General features: G+C 36.3%; 20 protein-coding genes, 1 tRNA gene, 2 rRNA genes and 2 pseudogenes. 15 read left to right on the plus strand and 10 right to left on the minus strand.

Features of this window, described 5'->3' with window-relative positions:
* The first annotated feature begins 24 nt into the window (after positions 1 to 24).
* Complete coding sequence (locus tag OPR57_RS04015; protein ID WP_265035811.1) at positions 25 to 2,871, plus strand: WPE palindromic element domain-containing protein; 2,847 nt, start codon at positions 25 to 27, stop codon at positions 2,869 to 2,871.
* Between the two features lie 185 nt (positions 2,872 to 3,056).
* Here the strand turns inward: OPR57_RS04015 and OPR57_RS04020 are convergent, their stop codons facing one another.
* From OPR57_RS04020 to OPR57_RS04030, 3 genes are all read right to left on the minus strand, one after another.
* A complete protein-coding gene (locus tag OPR57_RS04020) occupies positions 3,057 to 3,275 on the minus strand; it encodes a hypothetical protein (protein WP_265035812.1) in 219 nt (72 codons plus the stop codon).
* 603 nt (positions 3,276 to 3,878) lie between these two features.
* The gene (locus OPR57_RS04025; protein ID WP_265035813.1) at positions 3,879 to 5,663 is read right to left on the minus strand and encodes a ribonucleoside-diphosphate reductase subunit alpha; all 1,785 of its coding nucleotides are present in this window, start codon (positions 5,661 to 5,663) and stop codon (positions 3,879 to 3,881) included.
* Positions 5,664 to 5,721: 58 nt separating this feature from the next.
* Positions 5,722 to 6,798, minus strand: coding sequence for a methyltransferase domain-containing protein (locus tag OPR57_RS04030; RefSeq protein WP_265035814.1), 1,077 nt, complete (start codon positions 6,796 to 6,798; stop codon positions 5,722 to 5,724).
* A 335-nt stretch (positions 6,799 to 7,133) separates the two neighbouring features.
* Here OPR57_RS04030 and OPR57_RS04035 point away from each other — a divergent pair.
* Positions 7,134 to 9,899: ribosomal RNA gene (locus tag OPR57_RS04035) — 23S ribosomal RNA — on the plus strand.
* 66 nt (positions 9,900 to 9,965) lie between these two features.
* Positions 9,966 to 10,072, plus strand: a 5S ribosomal RNA gene (rrf, locus tag OPR57_RS04040).
* A 16-nt stretch (positions 10,073 to 10,088) separates the two neighbouring features.
* On the opposite strand, the gene OPR57_RS04045 is transcribed toward rrf, so the two are convergent.
* The 3 genes and pseudogenes from OPR57_RS04045 to rpmH all read right to left on the minus strand — a co-directional run bounded on the left by OPR57_RS04045 (position 10,089) and on the right by rpmH (position 10,883).
* Positions 10,089 to 10,316: a hypothetical protein gene (locus tag OPR57_RS04045; protein WP_265035815.1), complete on the minus strand. Its 228-nt coding sequence runs from the start codon at positions 10,314 to 10,316 to the stop codon at positions 10,089 to 10,091.
* A gap of 89 nt (positions 10,317 to 10,405) precedes the next feature.
* Positions 10,406 to 10,681 (minus strand): annotated as a pseudogene (gene rnpA, locus OPR57_RS04050) (ribonuclease P protein component); the annotation flags it as partial.
* A 67-nt stretch (positions 10,682 to 10,748) separates the two neighbouring features.
* Positions 10,749 to 10,883 (minus strand): 50S ribosomal protein L34, encoded by a 135-nt coding sequence (rpmH, locus tag OPR57_RS04055; protein ID WP_006279898.1) that lies wholly within the window; start codon positions 10,881 to 10,883, stop codon positions 10,749 to 10,751.
* A gap of 107 nt (positions 10,884 to 10,990) precedes the next feature.
* Here rpmH and pstC point away from each other — a divergent pair, with 107 nt between their 5' ends.
* The 5 genes from pstC (at position 10,991) to fsa (ending at position 14,933) form a co-directional block, all read left to right on the plus strand.
* Positions 10,991 to 12,079 (plus strand): phosphate ABC transporter permease subunit PstC, encoded by a 1,089-nt coding sequence (gene pstC, locus OPR57_RS04060; protein ID WP_265035816.1) that lies wholly within the window; start codon positions 10,991 to 10,993, stop codon positions 12,077 to 12,079.
* Positions 12,080 to 12,180: 101 nt separating this feature from the next.
* Positions 12,181 to 13,608: a F0F1 ATP synthase subunit beta gene (atpD, locus tag OPR57_RS04065; protein WP_265037529.1), complete on the plus strand. Its 1,428-nt coding sequence runs from the start codon at positions 12,181 to 12,183 to the stop codon at positions 13,606 to 13,608.
* Positions 13,609 to 13,620: 12 nt separating this feature from the next.
* Positions 13,621 to 13,962 (plus strand): F0F1 ATP synthase subunit epsilon, encoded by a 342-nt coding sequence (locus OPR57_RS04070; RefSeq protein WP_265035817.1) that lies wholly within the window; start codon positions 13,621 to 13,623, stop codon positions 13,960 to 13,962.
* On the plus strand, positions 13,946 to 14,182 hold the full coding sequence (locus OPR57_RS04075) for a hypothetical protein (protein ID WP_265035818.1): 237 nt from the start codon (positions 13,946 to 13,948) through the stop codon (positions 14,180 to 14,182). The genes OPR57_RS04070 and OPR57_RS04075 overlap by 17 nt, the downstream gene beginning before the upstream one ends.
* Positions 14,183 to 14,291: 109 nt before the next feature.
* Entirely contained in the window at positions 14,292 to 14,933 is a 642-nt protein-coding gene (fsa, locus tag OPR57_RS04080; RefSeq protein ID WP_265035819.1) for a fructose-6-phosphate aldolase, read from the plus strand.
* Positions 14,934 to 14,943: 10 nt separating this feature from the next.
* Here fsa and guaB read toward each other — a convergent pair whose 3' ends face one another.
* On the minus strand, positions 14,944 to 16,437 hold the full coding sequence (gene guaB, locus OPR57_RS04085) for an IMP dehydrogenase (RefSeq protein WP_265035820.1): 1,494 nt from the start codon (positions 16,435 to 16,437) through the stop codon (positions 14,944 to 14,946).
* A gap of 150 nt (positions 16,438 to 16,587) precedes the next feature.
* Between guaB and OPR57_RS08035 the strand changes: the two genes are divergently transcribed.
* Together OPR57_RS08035 and OPR57_RS04095 are read left to right on the plus strand one after the other, a co-directional pair.
* On the plus strand, positions 16,588 to 16,710 hold the full coding sequence (locus OPR57_RS08035) for a hypothetical protein (RefSeq protein ID WP_265035821.1): 123 nt from the start codon (positions 16,588 to 16,590) through the stop codon (positions 16,708 to 16,710).
* 27 nt (positions 16,711 to 16,737) lie between these two features.
* Entirely contained in the window at positions 16,738 to 16,872 is a 135-nt protein-coding gene (locus OPR57_RS04095; protein WP_265035823.1) for a hypothetical protein, read from the plus strand.
* Between the two features lie 64 nt (positions 16,873 to 16,936).
* Here the strand turns inward: OPR57_RS04095 and rsmA are convergent, their stop codons facing one another.
* Positions 16,937 to 17,749, minus strand: coding sequence for a 16S rRNA (adenine(1518)-N(6)/adenine(1519)-N(6))-dimethyltransferase RsmA (gene rsmA, locus OPR57_RS04100; protein ID WP_265035825.1), 813 nt, complete (start codon positions 17,747 to 17,749; stop codon positions 16,937 to 16,939).
* Positions 17,750 to 17,827: 78 nt separating this feature from the next.
* Here rsmA and OPR57_RS04105 point away from each other — a divergent pair.
* Together OPR57_RS04105 and OPR57_RS04110 are read left to right on the plus strand one after the other, a co-directional pair.
* Positions 17,828 to 17,900: transfer RNA gene (locus tag OPR57_RS04105), tRNA-Thr, on the plus strand.
* Positions 17,901 to 17,924: 24 nt separating this feature from the next.
* Positions 17,925 to 18,650, plus strand: a complete 726-nt coding sequence (locus OPR57_RS04110; RefSeq protein ID WP_265037530.1) for a triosephosphate isomerase — start codon at positions 17,925 to 17,927, stop codon at positions 18,648 to 18,650.
* Positions 18,651 to 18,802: 152 nt separating this feature from the next.
* Here the strand turns inward: OPR57_RS04110 and OPR57_RS08040 are convergent, their stop codons facing one another.
* The gene (locus OPR57_RS08040; protein WP_265035827.1) at positions 18,803 to 18,952 is read right to left on the minus strand and encodes a hypothetical protein; all 150 of its coding nucleotides are present in this window, start codon (positions 18,950 to 18,952) and stop codon (positions 18,803 to 18,805) included.
* Positions 18,953 to 18,985: 33 nt separating this feature from the next.
* Positions 18,986 to 20,073: pseudogene (gene dprA / locus OPR57_RS04120) on the minus strand (DNA-processing protein DprA).
* Positions 20,074 to 20,134: 61 nt separating this feature from the next.
* Here dprA and OPR57_RS04125 point away from each other — a divergent pair.
* The 3 genes from OPR57_RS04125 (at position 20,135) to OPR57_RS04135 (ending at position 21,056) form a co-directional block, all read left to right on the plus strand.
* Positions 20,135 to 20,509: a ferredoxin family protein gene (locus OPR57_RS04125; RefSeq protein ID WP_010082601.1), complete on the plus strand. Its 375-nt coding sequence runs from the start codon at positions 20,135 to 20,137 to the stop codon at positions 20,507 to 20,509.
* A gap of 130 nt (positions 20,510 to 20,639) precedes the next feature.
* Entirely contained in the window at positions 20,640 to 20,777 is a 138-nt protein-coding gene (locus OPR57_RS04130) for a hypothetical protein (RefSeq protein WP_265035829.1), read from the plus strand.
* Between the two features lie 126 nt (positions 20,778 to 20,903).
* A complete protein-coding gene (locus OPR57_RS04135; protein ID WP_265035831.1) occupies positions 20,904 to 21,056 on the plus strand; it encodes a hypothetical protein in 153 nt (50 codons plus the stop codon).
* Positions 21,057 to 21,097 lie beyond the last annotated feature (41 nt).

The following is a 21,097-nucleotide window of genomic DNA, read 5'->3' on the forward strand; positions in this document are numbered from 1 at the left end:
GTATTGTATTAATTGTTGCTGTTAGTGGGAAGAGTTTTTACCGTTAATGTGGATGAATCCCTTTTTGATGTGCTGGTTCAGCATATATTTTCTGAATATGAAAGGGAAAAAATTCCTGAAGTAAAAATCATACTTCCTTGCAAGAGGGATGTGATAGCGCTGCTGAGTGCATTCAAGAATCATAACGCTAAAAAATGCATAATTTTACCAGAGATAGTTTCGCTAGAGAACATCGATGAGGAGGATTTAATATTAAATCTTGATAGAGTCAAAGTTATCAAGCCAACAAAAAGGACGCTGCTACTCATTCAATTCATATTGGAGTGGAATAGAAAAAATAATGATAATTTTCCAATTGATTTAGCTTATAGCCTGCCATCACTGCTTGATAAAATTCAGTATACCCAAATGGCAGAGTCCGATGAACATTCAAAAAAAATAGAAAGTTTCATAAATTTACTTATTGAAACATGGAGTAAAATTTTAAAAGATTTAGGAGTAGTGGATATATTAGAACATAAGAGTGATTACATAAACAATATGATAACCTCTTTACAAAAAGACCAACATATAATCTTTGTTGGAATTGGAAAGGATAAGTCGTTAATTAAGGCTATATATGATCTGCCATTTGGAAAAATAATTTTGCCTAACCTGAATTTGAAAATTAAAGAGAAAGACTGGAAATTACGTGATAAAAAACACTATCAATATTGCCTGAAAGATCTGCTCGATTATTTAAAAGTGGATAGAAGGGATGTTAGTTTTCTGCCAGAAGCGTGTTCTGATGTCATCCGAGTAGCTCGACACTGGGATCCAGAAAACTTAACTTTAAATGAGCGCACCAGGTGGCTGTATAATGAAAACTGGATCCCAGTGTCAAGCACTGGGATGACAGAAAAAAAGGCTGGGATGACAAAAGAAGGGGCTGGGATAACAGGAAGTCCTGAGGAATATCTAGATTGCATCTTTGATACAACTGCCGATCTGAGCAAAGTTGGTGGTAGATCAATTGAAAATATTGAAGTCATCACTTGTGATTCCAGAGAGGAAGAAGCACAAGTGACATCATTAATTATAGAAAATGAAGGTTATGAAAATGTTTCTTTGGTCGTCTTTGATAAATTACTTGCAACTCGTATAGCATGTTTATCAAGGCAACACAGTGCCATACCGGAAAATTACCCTTATATAACGCTTCTGCTTTATAGTATCGAAGTTTTGACCTCAAATTGGAGCAGTGTGTCATTACTTTCGCTCCTTAAGCATAGGCTAGTGACTTTTGGTTACACTCAAGAAGAGTACTCTCGGATTTTATCTGAATTTGAAATAGAGGTATTACGCAACTTTAGTACAAATGGCCTGAGCGATATTATAAATGCTATCAATGCCCATAAAAAGCTAAAATACAAAGAAGATATATTACTTATTATCAGTAAGTTAGAGGTCGTATTTAATCCTTTACTTCATTCTATAAATTGCTCTATTTTTGATGTGGTAGCAACTCATTTGCAGTGTATTAATATATTATCTGGTATAAATTTTTCAGAGCTAAATAGTGAAATAGGTAATTTTACCTGTAATTTCTCAAATGCATGTGAGGGTGTAGGAATTAAATGCTCCTTAGAGTTATATAGCCAAATTCTGACCTTATTTTTAGAGAAAGAGTTTTTCTCTGTAGCAAGCGACTTGAATAAATTCAGCTTATATCACAACAAAGTTGTAATACTTGCTGGATTTAATGAAGCGCCAAGCTTTCAAAGTCCGCTTTTGAATGCACTTACGAGAGAAAAATTTAACCTTCCTTCCGTGCAAGAAGAGCAGGGGTATTTTTTTTATACTTTACACAATTTGTTTTGTGCAAGTAAGGTTTATATTACAAGATCGCTAAGCCATAGAAAACCAATTCTATTGCAGCGTTTGGAAATTCTACTCAAGGAGGGGAAACAGCCGTATCGTGATTGGCTGAGGATATTAAATACGCCTGAATGTACTGTTCCATGTACTCAGCCTATGCCAAAACCTCAAACCGAAGTTAGAAAAGAAAAAATGCAGGTGATGTCTTGCAGTGCAATAGAAAAGCTAATTCGTAATCCTTATTCATTTTACGTTGAATATATACTGGGCCTTAAACAATTAAGAGACTTGAATTTTAAGCCATCGATATTAGAATTTGGCACTATGGTACACAACATTCTTGCAAGATATTTACGCAACAAAAAATCGCCAATGAGCATTGCACGAGAAGCATTTTCGACTAGTCAGTTTAATTTTTCAAATATGTGGTGGGTAAGACTACAGAGGGTAATTCAATCTTTTGTCGAACTTGATGAAACTCGAAGCAACTATGTTGAGTTGGAAAAGAGCTTTTCCTGTCCGATATTCCATATTGGTGTCATTCCAGCGCGTGACGCTGGAATCTATATTTCTTGTGATCAGTATGAAACTGCTTGGATGACAAATAGAGATCTTATCCCTCAAGAAATCTTACTGACAGCAAGATGTGATAGAGTTGAGTATCTACCAAGTGGGCAAGTAGCAATTATAGACTATAAACTTGGTTCACCACCTTCCAACGAAGAAGTGATGTCGGGGTTTTTTCCGCAATTAATTTTACAAGCCTTAGCGGTAGAACATATAACAAAAAGAGAAGTCTCAGAACTTGCTTATTGGAAACTTGATTGTGATAAAATAAAAGTTATTTCTATACAAAATTATAGATACAAAATGCAAGAATTAAAAAATGATCTGCCTGGTTTTTTATCTAATTATTTAAGTAATTCCACACCCTTTATTGCCTCTCCATATTTTGATAAATTCCTGAGATTTAACAGCTATAAACAGCTAGAAAGGGTAGGAGAGTGGTTGTAAATGGTGTCATGTAAGACTGGTTCCCATTCAAGACGGCAGTGCCCAGAGGTGTCATGAAAGTAGCTGACACTGGTTCCTTTATGATGGTGTCATCCCAGTGCCCTCTTCTTGTCATCCCAGTGCGTGACACTGGGATCTCATTTTACTTTATGATGATGTCATGAAAGTAGCTGACACTGGTTCCTTTATGACGGCAGTGCCCCTATGGTGTCATTCCAGTGCTTGACACTGGAATCCAGAAGAAAGAATGGTGTCATCCAAGTAGCTGACACTGGTTCCTTTATGATGGTGTCATCCCAGTGCCCAGACACTGGGATCCAGGAATTTTGATTGGACACTGGGATGACAAAGGAGAGCAGTGTCAAGCACTGGAATACATCACAGGGGCACTGGGATGACACCATTTGTTGTGTTTAACAAAGTTCGTACTTAGCTTCATGTTAGCTATAAACATTAAGAAATTTACCAAATGAAAAAAAAGGCAAAAGAAGCCCTGGGGTTATTATCCGCTTTAAAATATTGGCGTTTTTTATGTTTTAAACGCTTGACAAGCGAAATTCAGATGCTTTTAATTGCAACTAACCTACGCTGCAAATGTTTAAGAAATTTACTAAGCAGGAAAAAAGACAAAGAACCCCCGAGTTAGCTAGTCTTTTACTATCTCTGTCGAGTATTGGCATTTTTTGATGTCTTGTAACGCTTTATAAGCGCGTTCAGCTTATTTAGATAAAAATCTAGATGTAGATGAAGTTTTGTAAAGACATACAGTATCTATATACTGCAAAAAATTAAACATAAGACGCCGATACATTAAGTAATCCTTACCTTTTAATCTGCAGATTGGCGAAAGCAAATACAATAGCTTCAGTTTCATGATAAGGGGGCTGGCGAAGGGTGTCAAGCAAGTTTTTCGTTTCTATTCCCAATAAAAGTGCGTTATATGGTTATGCAAGAAGTCTATTTACCCATTTGCTTAACTTTCTCTCTACTTTTTCTGAGTAAGGCCGCTATTGGCATGACAAACATTCATCGTAGTCAATATCTGTTTTTTGCTGCAATATTTCACTTTTTTTGAATATGTCATGCGAGACCTTATCGGCTCTCTGCATTGATTGTGATCTGCAGTAATATAAGCTCTTCAATCCTTTTTTCCAAGCAAGCATGTGTATTTTGTGCAAGTAACGTTTATGTACGTTGGCAGGTAAGAACAGATTTACTGATTGAGATTGACAAATGTACGAAGTTCTATCACTTGCATGTTTTATAATCCATCTTTGGTCAAGCTCGTACGCTGTTTTAAATGTCAATTTTTCATGCTCACTAAGAAAATCTAAATGCTGAACGGAACCCTCGTTTGTTGAAATTGAAGACCATATTTTATCATTGTCTTGATTTTTTTCTGCTAATAGTTTTTGCAAGAATTTATTTCGCACTACAAATGAACCTGTAAGTGTCTTTTGTATGAATACGTTTGCTGCATATGGTTCTATTCCAGGAGAGGTATTACCTGCAATAATGGAGATCGAGGCAGTAGGAGCAATAGCGAGTTTGTGTGTAAACCTTTCCATTAGATCAACTTCTTTGGCATCAGGACATGCTCCCTTTTCTCCTGCTAATTTTTTAGAAACTATATCTGCTTGCTCGCGTAAATACTTAAATATTTTTTTATTCCATTGTTGTGCTGTTACTGATTCAAAAGGAACCATTTTGCTTTGTAAAAATGAGTGAAAGCCCATCACACCAAGACCAATACTGCGTTCTCTGGCTGCAGAATATTTTGCTCGCTGCATTTCATTCGGTGCTTTATTTATGAAATCTTCCAATACATTATCAAGAAAGCGCATTATATCTTCTATGAAGAGTTTATTGTCTTTCCATTCTTCGTAGTACTCAAGGTTTACGGATGATAGACAACACACAGCAGTGCGTGACTTATTCAGGTGATCATAACCTGTGGTTAAAGTTATTTCACTGCATAGATTTGACATCTTGATGTCTAAGTTGAGCTTTTTGTAAGATTCTGGCTTATTGTTATTTGTTGCATCAAGGAAAATAATGTAAGGTTCTCCAGTTTCAACTCTTGCTGTTAATATTTTGATCCATATATCCCGCGCTTTTACAGTTGAAATAACCTTATTGTTGTGAGGGCTTATTAAATTCCATTCTTGATCATTCTCAACAGCCTGCATAAATTTATCTGTTACTATTACAGCATGATGTATATTTAACGCTTTGCGATTTGGGTCACCGCCTGTTGGCTTGCGTAAATCCAGAAACTCTTCTATCTCCGGATGAGATACAGGAAGATAGACTGCTGAACTTCCTCGCCTTAAGGATCCCTGACTAATTGCGAGCGTTAGAGCATTTTGCACTACAATAAATGGAACAATTCCTGATGTTTTGCCGCTACCCTTTACGCTTTCGCCTATTGAACGCAGGTTTCCCCAATAACTACCTATTCCTCCACCACGTGCAGCAAGCCAAACATTTTCATTCCATAGATCAACTATTCCCTGCAAGCTGTCTTCGGTTTCATTAAGAAAGCAAGAGATAGGTAACCCTCTCTTAGTGCCACCATTGCTGAGTATTGGTGTTGAAGGCATGAACCACAAGTTACTCATGTAGTCATAAAGACGCTGCGCATGTTCTTTATTATCAGAATAGTAATTAGCAATACGTGCAAAGAGGTCTTGATAACTTTCATTTTCTATTAAATACCTGTCTGATAGAACTGCTTTTCCAAAATTGGTTAATTTGCTATCCTTTGCGTAATTAATGGTAATGTTATTCATAAAATTCCTTTTATTCTTTTATTATATATAGGTACTTAAAAGTCATTTTGAGCGATTTTTAAGTTGGGTTTTTCGGACTTTCTTGTTGATGCTGTAATGCAAACAAGATACCGTCAACCTGACTGCCATATATTTTACAGTAACTCATATAACTTATTTGCATATTTATTTCTTTTGCAACATGTTGAACATAATTTTCTGAGTGACGAAAATAGTCTCCTTTGTTTACAAAGTCAATACCTTCACCTTCCTTTCTTCTTATTAAACACACAATAACCCCTTTTTTGCTCGTAGATCTTTTTGCTAATTCCAATTCTTCTTGAAAGTCATGTAGATAATGTAGCACTTCAGCAAAGATAATTACATCATACTGCTGGTTTTTCTCTTGTTTAAGAAACTCTTTCATTTCCATATGTATTAATTCATTGTAAACAGGCTTACCTTTTATAAAGCATCCTCTTGCGATATTTAGCATTCTACTTGAAATGTCAATTCCTGTTATGTGGTTTCCAATACTATTTATTTTCAAGAAATGACCACATATTCCAGTTCCACAACCAAGGTCAAGTATATTGAGCTCAGAAGTGGAGTTGTTGAAGATTTTTGTAATTATCATGTGTACAAGTTCATGCCCTCTATATTGTTTGGCAATCAACCAATGCTCAACAAAATATTCACCTGTGTAATCAAAATATTGTCTTATGAGGTTTTTTGGCAATTCTGTAATAGGCGCTGAGTTTGTCATTTTTTTTATATAGTAAGACGCCTCCTCGTGGTCATTATCTAATTTTAGTGTCTTTGTTAAATAATTATAAGCTTTGTTAGTATTCCCTACCGCAAAATGACACCTTCCGATGTTATACCAGACTATAGGTAGATGGGGGTAAAATATGCTAATTAACCAAAATCGTAACTTTGCATCTGATATGCTACCTTTATAAAAGTGATATAAACCGATTTCAATGTTGGTGTTTAACAGGTTCTTAGATTTTTTAAGAAGCACTATCATTTCTTTATGAAGAGTATTATATTTATTCACAATGAAGTGTTTTACTTTCTTAATATTTAATACACCAATGAGCTTAGACATACAATTTAAAGCAATGTTTTTTATAAAAGAGAGATTACTTTTCATACATTAGAAATACTCCGAATGTTCATTATCATTTTTAGGCAATTGATTTTAACACAGTTTATCTTACAAAATATCTTTTTCATTAATTTTTACTGTATATATAAGTTTACCGCATATTTCTCAGATTGTACTGTTTAGAATTGTTAGTATATTGTTGTTGATAATATAAGTAAATGTTTTGTGCAAAAAGGCGTTGACATATTATTTATTAGGTTATAATATATAAAAGATTAATTTAGTTTTTAGATGTTTGACAAGTTTTATGGTAGAGATTAATTTAATCTCAATTCAATTTTAATAATATTTAACTCTGCATATTCTGCATATAGTCGGATAAATAAATTATTAAGAGCACTTGATGGATGCCTTGGCGTTAAGAGGCGATGAAGGACGTGGCAGGCTGCGATAAGCTGTGGGGAATTGTCAACAAATTTTGATCCGCAGATTTCCGAATGGGGAAACCCAACTAGTTTAGCTAGTTATTACATACTAAGTATGTAAAGCAAACTTGGTGAACTGAAATATCTAAGTAGCCAAAGGAAAAGAAATCAACCGAGATTCTGTTAGTAGTGACGAGCGAAAGCGGAAAAGGCTAGTGATTTAAGAATAAGAATTAGAATACTCTGGAAATAGTAACCATAGAAGGTGATAGTCCTGTATAAGTAGAAAGTTTTTAAATCCTTGAGTACAGCGGGGCACGTGAAATCCTGTTTGAATATGGGGGGACCATCCTCCAAGCCTAAATACTCCTTAACGACCGATAGTGAACAAGTACCGTGAGGGAAAGGTGAAAAGAACCCCGGGAGGGGAGTGAAATAGAATCTGAAATCAAGTGCTTACAAACAGTTGGAGCTCTATATCAATTTATTGATATTTAGAGTGACAGCGTACCTTTTGCATAATGGGTCAGCGAGTTAATCTATGAAGCAAGCTTAAGCCGTTAGGTGTAGGCGTAGCGAAAGCAAGTCTGAATAGGGCGTTTTAGTTTTATGGATTAGACCCGAAACCAAGTGATCTAGTCATGACCAGATTGAAGGTGTGGTAAAACACACTGGAGGATCGAACCAGTTAATGTTGCAACATTATTGGATGAGTTGTGATTAGGGGTGAAAGGCCAATCAAACTTGGAAATAGCTGGTTCTCCGCGAAATCTATTTAGGTAGAGCGTTGTATGTATGTTGTTGGGGGTAGAGCACTGGATAGACTAGGGGGATTCACCGTCTTACCAAATCTAACTAAACTCCGAATACCAACAATTAATTATACAGCAGGCACACTACGGGTGCTAAGTCCGTGGTGGAAAGGGAAACAACCCAGATCACTATCTAAGGTCCCAAAATTACAGCTAAGTGGGGAAGGAAGTAGAAAAACCATTACAGCTAGGAGGTTGGCTTGGAAGCAGCCATCCTTTAAAGAAAGCGTAACAGCTCACTTGTCTAAATAAGTTTTTCTGCGCCGAAAATGTACCGGGGCTAAAGCTGTATACCGAAGATGTGAGTGCTTATTGATTTCGATCAATAGGCGCAGTAGCGGAGCGTTCCGTAAGTCTGTGAAGGTGGTTTGTGAAAACTGCTGGAGATATCGGAAGTGAGAATGCTGACATAAGTAGCGTAAAAGAGTGTGAAAAACACTCTCACCAAAAATCTAAGGGTTCCTACGTTAAGTTAATCTGCGTAGGGTTAGTCGGTTCCTAAGGCGAGTCCGTAAAGGAGTAGTTGATGGCAATTAGGTTAATATTCCTAAACCTCTTAAGTGTGACGGGTTTCGTATTTGTATAGATCTTATTGGATTGATCTATGCTTAAAAGAAGCTCCAGGAAATAGCACTTATATTTATGAGGCCGTACCGCAAACCGACACTGGTGGATGAGTAGAGTATACTAAGGTGTTGAAAGAATGATGTTGAAGGAACTCGGCAAATTATACCTGTAACTTCGGAAGAAGGGTAACCTGCTTTTAGGCAACTATGAGTAGGTGGCACAAAATAGGGAGTAGCGACTGTTTACTAAAAACACAGGACTCTGCAAACACGTAAGTGGAAGTATAGGGTCTGACGCCTGCCCGGTGCTGGAAGGTTAATAGGAAGGGTGCAAGCTCCGAATTGAAGCCCCAGTAAACGGCGGCCGTAACACTGACGGTCCTAAGGTAGCGAAATTCCTTGTCGGGTAAGTTCCGACCCGCACGAATGGCGTAACGATTTCTCCACTGTCTCCAACATCACTTCAGCGAAATTGAATTCCCCGTGTAGATGCGGGGTACCCGCGGTTAGACGAAGAGACCCCGTGCACCTTTACTATAGCTTTACATTGCTATTAAAAGTGTGATGTGCAGGATAGGTGGGAGACTTTGAAGTTATGGCGCTAGCTATAATGGAGTCAACCTTGAGATACCACCCTTTACACTTTTGATATCTAACTATGTTTCATTATCTGGAACTAGGACATTGTATGGTGGGTAGTTTGACTGGGGCGGTCGCCTCCTAAAAAGTAACGGAGGCGTGCGAAGGTAAGCTAGAGCTGGTCGGAAATCAGCTTGATAGTATAATGGCATAAGCTTGCCTGACTGCGAGGCTGACAAGCCAAGCAGAGACGAAAGTCGGTCATAGTGATCCGGTGATTCTGTATGGAAGGGTCATCGCTCAACGGATAAAAGGTACGCCGGGGATAACAGGCTGATGGTGTTCGAGCGTTCATAGCGACGACACCGTTTGGCACCTCGATGTCGACTCATCACATCCTGGGGCTGAAGAAGGTCCCAAGGGTTCGGCTGTTCGCCGATTAAAGTGATACGTGAGTTGGGTTTAGAACGTCGTGAGACAGTTCGGTTTCTATCTGCCGTGGGTGAAGGAAATTTGAGAAGGTCTGACTCTAGTACGAGAGGACCGAGATGGATATACCTCTGGTGTACCAGCTGTTATGCCAATAGCATCGCTGGGTGGCTATGTATAGATGGGATAATTGCTGAAAGCATATAAGCAAGAAACCCTCTTCAAAAAGATTTCCCAATTAAGGCCGTGGGAGACTACCACGTTGATAGGCTAGGTGTGGAAGCATGGTAACATGTGAAGCTAACTAGTACTAATAGCCTGATTGATTTATTTGCTTTCTGTATGTGTGTATGCAGTGTTAAATATTAAGTTAAAATTGTTAAGTTAGAAATTTTTATTGACTTGGTGGCTATAGCAAAAATGAACCACCCGATCTCATCTCGAACTCGGAAGTGAAACTTTTTAGCGCTGATGGTACTTGAAAAGGGAGAGTAGGTCGCCGCCAAGTTTATAAAAATTTCTTTTTACCGCCTTTTAATAATTCTTTTATTACGAGAAGTCGCTTCTATGTTCAAATCTAATAATCGCGGTCTAGGCTTAGGATTATTCTTATTCTGCTCTAAGTATTGACTTTGCTCAAATGCTAATTCCCATTGTGTACGATAACTAGATTCTTTATATTTATAAAAACCTTCATTTGTATCTTCATTTGTATTGAGATTTTTATCTTGTTCTTTTCTACTTTCTACCATTAAACACCCACACCCATTAATTTATTTTAAAAATTTTACTTATGTTATCATAAAAAATATAGTTGTAAATACCTTAATTTAATTTTTTTTTATTTTATCTTTTTTAAGCAAATAGTTAGATCTTTTTGTAAGTTTTTATAACTTGCTTGCATAATGTTTCTATGAGTTAGTATTATGTAGTAGTGCCCTATATTGCTTATATTTAAAATGCTAATTTTAGCAAGTATTCGTAGTTGCCTTTTTATTTTATTTCTTTTTGTTGCTTTTCCGGCTTTTTTACTGACAGCCAGACCTACTCTAATAGTATGAGTGTACTTTTCAGGTTCTCTTTCTTTTATAGCGTACAGTGATATATAAAACCCACGATAAAAAAGACTGCTGAGTACTAACTTATTTTTGAAAGCAAAGGAAAAATCTTTTTTTTTATACTTACTATGCGCATAATTTGTTACACCCTAATGAACGGCGCCTATTAAGGATTTTTCTTCCAGCTCTTGTTGCCATACGTGAACGAAATCCATGTCTGCGCTTTCTTATCAAATTTTTTGGTTGAAATGTTCTCTTCATTGTTTTTATATTAATATAATTATTTATTTTAAATTATTTTACTTTATTGTCAAATGATGGTGAACTTGTATGACATTTTCGTAGAATAAAATTTGATGCATGGAAAAATGAATTCGGTGATAGTCATACCTATCTTACTAATCCTTTTATTTTGTTTTAGTAGGTTTCAAGAAGTAAATAAGGTTAAATCTTATCTATATCTTAGTTGTGTATGGATGCTAACTTGGTTGTTAGTATTCTATAATAATTGTTTTGTAACTTTTATTTCTATAGCGTTACTTTTTTTCATGCTTGCTTTTATCTTTAAAAATAAAAGAAATAAGATAATAAAACTTTCGTTATTTGTGGCTTTGGCCATATCATTTTTTATCACTTTATTTATAATGCTATCTATTTTTATTCAATCTATTAGTTTTTTTAATAAAGTAGCTATTTCAGAATTCTTGTTTTGCTTGAAATGGGGCCACAATGTAGTCACTATCAATGAAGAGAAGATAGGATGTTTTGGTATAGCGCCGCTTTTAGTTGGTACATTACTTATAACTATTATAGCAATGTTAGTTGTCGTTCCGCTTGGTTTATTTTCTGCAATATATATTAGTGAATATGCGAGTGAGAAAGTGCGTTATATTGTTAATACAACTTTGCAAGTTTTGTCTGCTATTCCTACAGTTGTATATGGATATTTCGCGGTTGTGTTTTTGTCTTTCTTTATAAAGCAGGTAGCAAATTTTTTTGGTTTAAGTATACACTCAGAAAGTGCCTTAGTTGCCGGTTTATCGATTGGGATAATGATTCTTCCTTTTATTATTTCTTTACTTGAAGATGCCATAAGATCTGTTCCAAAAAGCTTGCGTTATGGCTTCATGGCACTTGGCGCAACTCCAGCGGAAACTATATGGCATATAACAATACCTTATGCAATGCCTACAATTTTAAGTGCAATTTTATTGTCAATTTCAAGAGTGATAGGTGAAACAATGATTGTGCTAATGGCTGTGGGAATCAACGCAAATTTGACTTTTAACCCTCTTAATTCAGTTACTACCATTACCGTGCAGATCGCTACATTACTTACCGGAGATCAGGATTTCAATAGTGTACAAACTCTTGCTGCTTATGCGCTTAGCTTAGTATTGTTTATTATTACTTGGCTATTAAATGCATTTGCATTGTTTGTAATGAAGCGTAACTAGTAAGCGTTTTAATGTTGCAAAATTTCTATTAATAATATAAAATTTATTTTCTTTAGAAGTTCTTTTATGGAATTATAGTGTTAGATGATAAAAATAAAGAGATGAATATAGGTAGAGCGATTAAGGTAACTCAAGCAGTTGTTGATATAAAATTTGAAGGTGAATTGCCTAAAATATTTAATGCTTTAAAAAGCAAACTAAAATATAAGGATAAGGAGCTGGTTTTAGAAGTTTCGCAGCATATAGGTGACAATATAGTTCGTTGTATTGCTATGGATAGCACAAATGGCATGTCAAGGGGGGATGAATTTGTTGATACAGGTGCACCAATATCGGTGCCAATTGGGCGTTCAACTTTAGGAAGGATTTTTAATGTTGTTGGAGAGCTTATAGATGAGTGTGGTCCACTGAAGGGAAAATATAACTTAGAGCCTATACACAGAGCACCTCCAAGTTTTACTGAACAGAGAATACAGGAAGAAGTTTTAGTTACGGGAATAAAAGTTATAGATCTTCTTGCACCTTATCTTAAAGGAGGAAAAATTGGCTTATTTGGTGGAGCCGGTGTTGGTAAAACAGTCCTGATAATGGAATTAATTAATAATATAGCAAAAGCTCATAAAGGATTTTCTGTGTTTGCCGGGGTAGGGGAGAGAACGCGTGAAGGTAACGATCTTTATCACGAGATGATCACTTCAAATGTAATAAATATAAATGAGCATGAAAAATCTCAAGCTGTTTTGGTTTATGGTCAGATGAATGAGCCTCCTGGAGCAAGGGCTAGAGTTGCTTTAACGGCGCTTACTATGGCGGAGTATTTTCGTGACCGTGAAAACCAAGATGTTCTATTTTTTGTGGATAATATCTTTAGATTTACACAAGCTGGTTCTGAAATTTCTGCTTTACTTGGAAGAATACCGTCAGCTGTTGGTTATCAGCCAACCCTTGCAACTGATATGGGTGCAATGCAAGAAAGAATAGCTTCAACAACTTCTGGCTCTATTACTTCTGTGCAAGCTATATATGTTCCTGCGGACGATTTAACTGATCCAGCCCCAGCAACTACATTCTCTCACCTTGATGCCACCACAGTGTTGTCAAGGCAAATAGCTGAAATGGGAATATACCCTGCTGTTGATCCACTTGATTCAACTTCTCAGTCTTTATCTGCTGAAATCATTGGTGAAGAGCATTATAAGGTAGCTTCTGAGGTGAAACGTATATTGCAAACTTATAAATCACTGCAAGATATTATCGCAATACTTGGTATGGATGAGCTATCTGATGAAGATAAAATTATTGTTGATAGGGCTCGTAAGATTCAGAAATTTCTTTCTCAACCTTTTCACGTTGCAGAAATATTTACTGGCATGCCTGGTAAATTTGTTTCACTTTCTGATACTGTTTCCAGTTTTAAAGGGATTGTTGAAGGCAAATATGATCACTTACCAGAGGCTGCTTTTTATATGGTGGGAAATATAGATGAAGCAATAAAAAAGGCTGAATTAATACAAGCTGAAGCTAAATAAAAGTTGAAGATTATGAATACTTTTAAAGTGCAATTTTTCTCTCCTGATGATCAAATTTCATTCAGTGGAGTGGTTTCTCTTTCAGTAACTGGGCTCGAAGGGGAGCTTATGATTTTAGCTCACCATGCTCCTTACTTAATTTATTTATTGCCTGGTATGATTACTATTAAAATGAGTAACCAAACAGAAAAGAAGGTTGTAATTGATAGTGGCGTATTAGAAGTTGCAAATAATAATTGTAGTATTATAACCAATCATGTTCATGTTTTTGATAATTTGACTCATGATGAGAAGTCATTAAAAGATAAAAGGGATAATATATATTTGAGTTATCTTGATGGCAAATCTCTCTAGGTGCTCTTTTTTTGTTACCTCAGTGTTCGTCTTTGTCATCCCAGTGCGTGACACTGGGATCTATCTTATTTTCATCATGGACATTATTTTAACATACGCTCCTACAATCTGTTGTCCATTGTATAATTTTCAAATATTTTTATATCTAGATCCCAGTGTCACGCACTGGGATGACAGGAAAGAAAGCACTGGGATGACAAGAGGAGGGTTACTGAAATGACACCAATGGTTGATGCCTTGCATCTACTTTTCCACTTAACTAGATGTTCGTGTGTCAAGCCATAGGATGACAAGATTTTACAAAGATAGTTTTTTAATAGGAGATTAATATGGAAATTTTTCTTGATAGCGTTGATTTAAATGAAATTAAAGAACTAAAGGAGTTCATTGATGGAATAACAACTAATCCTTCTTTAATAGCAAAGTCCGGGCGTAAAGATAAATACGAGGATTTAGTGCGTGAAATATGCTCTATTATAAAAGGGCCTGTTAGTGTTGAAGTTGTTGCAGATAGCCATGAAGAGATGATCACAGAAGGTCTGAATTTAGCAAAAATTGCTGATAATGTTGTGATCAAATTACCTCTTACACATGAAGGATTAATTTCTTGTAAAAAGTTGTGGACAGAGCATAAAATACATGTTAACATCACATTATGTTTTTCTCCTGGACAAGCACTGCTTGCTGCTAAGGCCTGTGCTTGTTTTATTTCTCCCTTTGTTGGTCGCCTTGATGATATAAGCTATGATGGCTTATCGCTAATAGAAGATATATGTACTATATATTCTAATTACGGTTTTGATACTAAAGTTCTTGTTGCATCAGTGAGAAGCCCAACGCATGTAATAGAAGCTGCAAGGCTTGGTGCTGATTCAATTACTGTGCCAGCAAAAGTACTTAGACAATTAATTAATCACCCACTTACTGACCAAGGGCTAGCAATATTTGAAAAAGACTGGGGTGCAAAATAATAAACGGTCACTACTCTGAATCGGTTGACAAATTGGACGTTTGATAAGCATAATTTGGAGCTTCTTGTGTAATGACTATATCATGAGCATGACTCTCTCTTAATCCTGATGCAGTAATAGTAACAAATTTACAATTTTTTTTCATCTCTTCTATATTCCTATTACCAGTATACCCCATTGCAGCTTGCAATCCGCCAATCAACTGATGGATTACTCCTGAAGCTGGACCTTTGAATGGAACTCTTCCTTCCACTCCTTGTGGAACTAATTTGAGTTTTGAATCTTTATCTTGAAAATAACGGCTAGCTGAACCTCGTTTCATTGCGCTAATAGATCCCATTCCTCGATAGCCTTTATATGCTCTGCCCTTATACATAATAATCTCACCTGGGCTTTCGTCAGTGCCAGCAAAAATCGAACCAATCATCACAGAGTCAGCACCAGCTGCAATAGCTTTTGCAACATCTCCTGAGTATTTTACCCCACCATCAGCAATTAGTCTGACGTTTCTTGCTCTACACGCCTCTGCAACATTCTTGATTGCAGAGAATTGTGGCACACCAACACCTGTAACTATTCTGGTTGTACAGATTGATCCTGGTCCTATTCCAACCTTCACTGCATCAACACCCGCATCAATCAACGCTTCAGCAGCCTCCTTTGTTGCAATGTTTCCGCCAATTAATTGCGTATTAGGATACATCTTTTTTATTTCCCTGATGGTATTGATAACGTTTTCGGAATGACCGTGAGCAGTATCCACAACAACTACATCAACTTCTTCTCCGATCAGAGCTTCACATCTTTCTATACCATCTTTTTTACCAGTGCCAATTGCAGCGGCAACTCTGAGCCGTCCTTTACTGTCTTTACATGAATTTGGGTATCTATTGTATTTTTCAATGTCTTTAACCGTAATTAAACCTATACAACAAGAATTTTCATCTACGACCAAAAGCTTTTCTATTCTATTTTCATGCAACAATTTCATTGCTGAGGCACTATCCACTCCCTGCTCCCGCACTGTCACTAACTTATCTTTTGTCATCACTTCGGAAACTTTTACATTTATGTTCTGGTCTTCAATAAACCTCACATCTCGGTTAGTTAAAATTCCAACTAACTTGCGTTGATCGACTACAGGAATGCCAGAATAATTGTGCTCTCTCATTAATGAAATTGCTTCTGCAACTGTTTTATCCGGTGAAATCGTAATTGGGTTATACACGATCCAACTTTCATATTTTTTCACCCTTCTCACTTCTAAAACTTGTTCATCTATTGACAAATTCTTATGTATGCAACCTATTCCTCCATGTTGGGCAATAGCTATTGCAAAGCCCGATTCAGTAACAGTATCCATTGCAGAGGATATGAGAGGGATATTTAGTTCTATACTATTTGTTAAATAAGTTTTTGTATCTGCATCGCAAGGTAATATATCAGAATAGGCTGGCAAAAGAAGTATATCGTCAAACGAATAACAAGCTTCCATTTTTTTCATAGGCTTTATTTAAAGCTTATACGCCAATTAATTAAATTGCAATAGGGCTTTTGCAAAATTAGCTATAGCTAAAGCAATTTAGGTTTACCGAAATATATTTATAGTTAGACTAGTAACTATAGGTGATGCCTTAAGTTGTCATTCCAGCACGTGACGCTGGAATCCAGCTTTTATAAGCTGGATTCTATGGTCAAGCCCACAACTGTACGAATATTGTCTAGCAGGAGGGTGTCATCCCAGTGCCCAGACACTGGGATCCAGGAATTTTATTAAGTTGGTAAACATAAAAGTAGCCGTTTTATGTTAAAATACAACGTTTTGATGATTATGAAAAAGCTGGATTCCAGTGTCAAGCACAGGAATGACATCGTTTACTATGTGCCATATTGCAATGTTCGTACAGTAAGCCATAGGATGAGAGAAGCGGAGCTATAGAAGACGGTGTGGCTCTGTCGTATAGCTCTAACTGTTTTTAGGGGATAGAAAGGCTATATGGTTGCTAATATATTTTATTGCAAAATAAGCATTCTACATTATTTGCCAGCAAACAAAACTGCTCAATGGTTAAGTCTTCTGGACGCTGGTTTCCACTCAATTTAGCGTTTTCGAGGACAGTTTCAGCATGGTTCGTTATATTTTGCAAGCTATTCCTCAGCATCTTTCTTCTTTGAGAAAAAACAGCACGTGTTAATCTTGTTAAGGTTTCCAAATTTACTGCAAACTTTGGGGTAGGTAAAGGATTTACTGTAATTACTGAAGAATGTATTTTTGGTCTTGGAAAAAACTCTTTAGGTTCAATATCAAATTCCTTTTTTATATCACATAGTAACTGGCTTAGCACTGATAAGGAACCATAATCTTTAGAATTGGGTCTTGCCGTAATGCGATCTGCTACCTCTTTTTGAAACATTAATATCAAGTTCGTAAAAAATTTTATATTATTTAACCACTTTAAAAATAACACTACTGAGATATTGTAAGGCAAGTTAGCAATAACTTTAACTGGGCGCTCTATCAGCTCTTCTTCTATAACATGCAGTGCATCCGCTTCTATAATTCTATACTTTCCTTGATGCTCATTTAGCAGTTGGTCATGGTGTTTTACTAAATCTCTATCTTTTTCTATAGAAAGTAGAGACTTTGGATTATGCACCAATATTTCTCTTGTTAATGCACCATATCCAGGACCGATTTCAATGACATTAAAATTTTCCAGACTACCAGCTAAAGCGACGATTTTTTTTGTTATCTCACTCGATAAAATAAAATTTTGCCCTAGACTCTTTTTTGGCTTCAGTAAAAATTTTTTCATATTATTTTCATTATACAGTATTTTAAAAATTAGTTGACTAAAATCCATTGATAATTGTATATTATTAATGTATTTAACGCCGGCTTAGCTCAATTGGTAGAGCAACTGACTTGTAATCAGTAGGTTGTCAGTTCAAGTCCGACAGCCGGCACTCTCACTCATATAAGTAAAGTTGATGTCCTTTTTAATAGTAGCAAATTGGAAAATGAATGGAATGCGTTCTTCATTTGTTGACTTTATAGGCAAGCTTAACAACAAGAGCAACGAAATTACCTCTAAATTAGTAATTTGCCCTCCTTTTACGTCATTTCCAAGCAGTATAGAGTTGAACAATAATATTAATATAGGAGCACAGAATTGCCATCATAAAAAGTTCGGTTCTTACACAGGTGAAATTAGCGCAGAAATGTTAAAAGAACTAGGGTGTACTTACGTAATACTTGGGCATTCTGAAAGGGCCAATGAAAAAGATAGTGAAATAAAACTTAAGTCGGAAATAGCAATAGAATCAGGCTTACACCCAATTATCTGTGTAGGTGAAAATTCAGAAGATTATAAGAATGAAAAAACAAAAGAAGTAATAGAATATCAATGCAAAAACCGTTTGCCAACACACGGTGAATATACCGTAGCATATGAGCCAATATGGGCAATAGGTACAGGATGTGTACCAAGCAATGATGCAATTGCTGAGGTGATAGAGGTAATAAAATTGTGTACTGGTAAAAAACACATTATATATGGTGGTTCAGTCAGTTCAGAAAATATAGAAAATTTGTTAAATATTTCAAATTTATCAGGAGTTTTAATTGGCAGTGCAAGCTTAGATTTCGATCACTTTTATAAAATTATACAACAAGTTGAAAAAAAGTTTTCTCTTATTAATTCTAAAAGGAGATAAGAGGGAATTATTCACTATAGGAATAGGGCTATCACGAGCGTCTCAGCAGATTCTGCTAACGTGTACTCCCTCGTCATACCGTCACGGTATCCGCTAACACGTAGCGAGATGACGGTTGTCAAGGTGACACTGGTTTCCATACAAAAGTGGTGTCATCTAAGTAGCTGATACTGATTTCTATCCAAGACGCCAGTGCCCAGACTACTTGGATCCAGAAGACTTAATTTTAACCAAGTGGCTGCATAATAAAGGCTGGATTCCAGCGTCACGCGCTGGAATGACATCTTTCTTGGTGGACTCAAATCACAATGTTCGTACGGTTGTGGGCTTATAGCTTAGAAAATTAACGATATTTTATTCCCCGGTGAACGCTCTATTTTGTTTTCCAACTCTAGTTCTAAAAGAGCCATTAGAGCTATGTTGGTAGAAAGTCCGATTGCTAATATAAGTTCATCTATATCAACAGGTACAGAGTTAATATGATCAACTATAACAGATTTTGCCTGTTGTAATTTTTCTTGTTTTTGGTTAACAAAATGGTGCTCAACATCAAATAGTTTTTTTTGCTGCGAAGGTAAACTAAACCTAATACTCTCTATTATGTCATCAGCGGATTCGATAAGCTTAGCACCGTTTTTAATTAAATAATTACTACCACTACAGCGTGAATCTAAAGGGAAACCAGAAACTGCAAACACCTCTCTCCCTTGATTTAAAGCAAAATCTGCTGTTATTAGAGAGCCAGAACGTTTCGATGCTTCAATCACTGCAACACCCAGCGATAGACCAGATATAATTCGATTCCTCTGAGGAAAATATTGAGGCTTTGGTTTAGTAGCAAATGGAAGCTCAGTAATTACCAACCCACCGTTCCCAGTGATTTTTTTGTATAGATCAAAATTCTCTTTTGGATACACCACATCAATTCCGCTTGCTGTAACAGCAATAGTGGGATGATTTTTGTATATTACACTGTTTGCTGCAGTATCGATTCCTTTTGTAAGTCCAGAAACAATAACAAAACCAGCTTCGCTTAAATCAAGTCCCAACTTATTGGCAAAATTTCTTCCATTCATTGAAGAGTTACGCCCACCGATTATTGCAATTATCTCACGGCTTAATAATGATATATCACCAAGTGCAGTTATTACAGGAGGACAATTAGAGATATTTCTTAAAAGATCAGGGTAATCTGGGTCACATGCGGGTATAATTTTAGCTCCAATTCTTTCTGCATTATTGATTTCTTCTCGTGCATCTTGAATGCCATACACCTTATTATTAGCCACCCTATTGAGATATTTCAACACCTCATCTAGCGATCCATGTGTTCTTAGTATACTAAAAACTTTATTGGTCCTATAGTTCTAGCCAAGCTTAACCATACTTCTAATTCTTTGTTGTTCAATTTATTTATCTTCATAAAAGGCTTGAATTTCTTATCAATTTAGTGTACCCAAGATAATGCAAATATACAGTGTTTTATGACGCATTTTGTTACAGATAAATGCATAAAATGTAAATATACGGATTGTGTGGAAGTATGTCCCGTTGACTGCTTCTATGAAGGTAAAAACATGCTCGTGATTAACCCAGATGAATGTATTGATTGCGGAGTGTGTATACCTGAGTGTCCAGTGGATGCAATTGTAACTGATGATTCCATAAAAGATATTTTAGAACTAGATGAAGAGTTGCTGAGCAGCGAACAAAAAACTTTCAAGTTATTTTACGATATAAATGTAGAATACTCACAAAAGTGGCCAAATATCACAGCTAAAAAACAACCTCTCTATACTGCAGAAGAGTATAAGGAAAAAAAGGATAAAACAGCTTATTTTGATGAAAATTTAGAATAATATTAACAAAGAAAAAGATCAGACTCCTTGCATAACCATATGAAAAACTAGCAACTCACTCTTCTTTGTCATTCCAGCGCGTGACGTACAATCATACGAACATTGCAATTTGCAGGTGGCAGATGGTGTCATGCAAGTAGCTGACACTGGTTTCCATCCAAAAGGGCAGTGCCTCTATGATGTCATCCCAGTGCTTGACACTGGGATCCAGAAAAAAGAATGGTGTCATTCCAGTGTCCCTATGATGTCATCCCAGTGGCCTTTATGATGTCATCCGAGTAGCCCTCTATGATGTCATCCCAGTGCTTGACACTGGGATCCAGAAAAAAGAATAGTGTCATTCCAGTGCCCCTATGATGTCATCCAAGTAGCTGACACTGGGATCTAGCAAGCTTTGCTTGCAAATAAGTCTAATACGCGTCGCGTTTTATGCCAAAACACAATTGGAGTTACATGCAAAATAGATCCCAGTGTCAAGCACTGGGATGACACCATTTGTTGTACCTTAACAAACGTTCGTACAGTTGTGCATAGGATAGAGCTATAGAATTTTTCAAAGCGTTTTTTCTATTGAAGATAAGAGCATCT

The organism is Wolbachia endosymbiont (group A) of Anomoia purmunda, assembly GCF_947251545.1.
Lineage (GTDB): Bacteria > Pseudomonadota > Alphaproteobacteria > Rickettsiales > Anaplasmataceae > Wolbachia.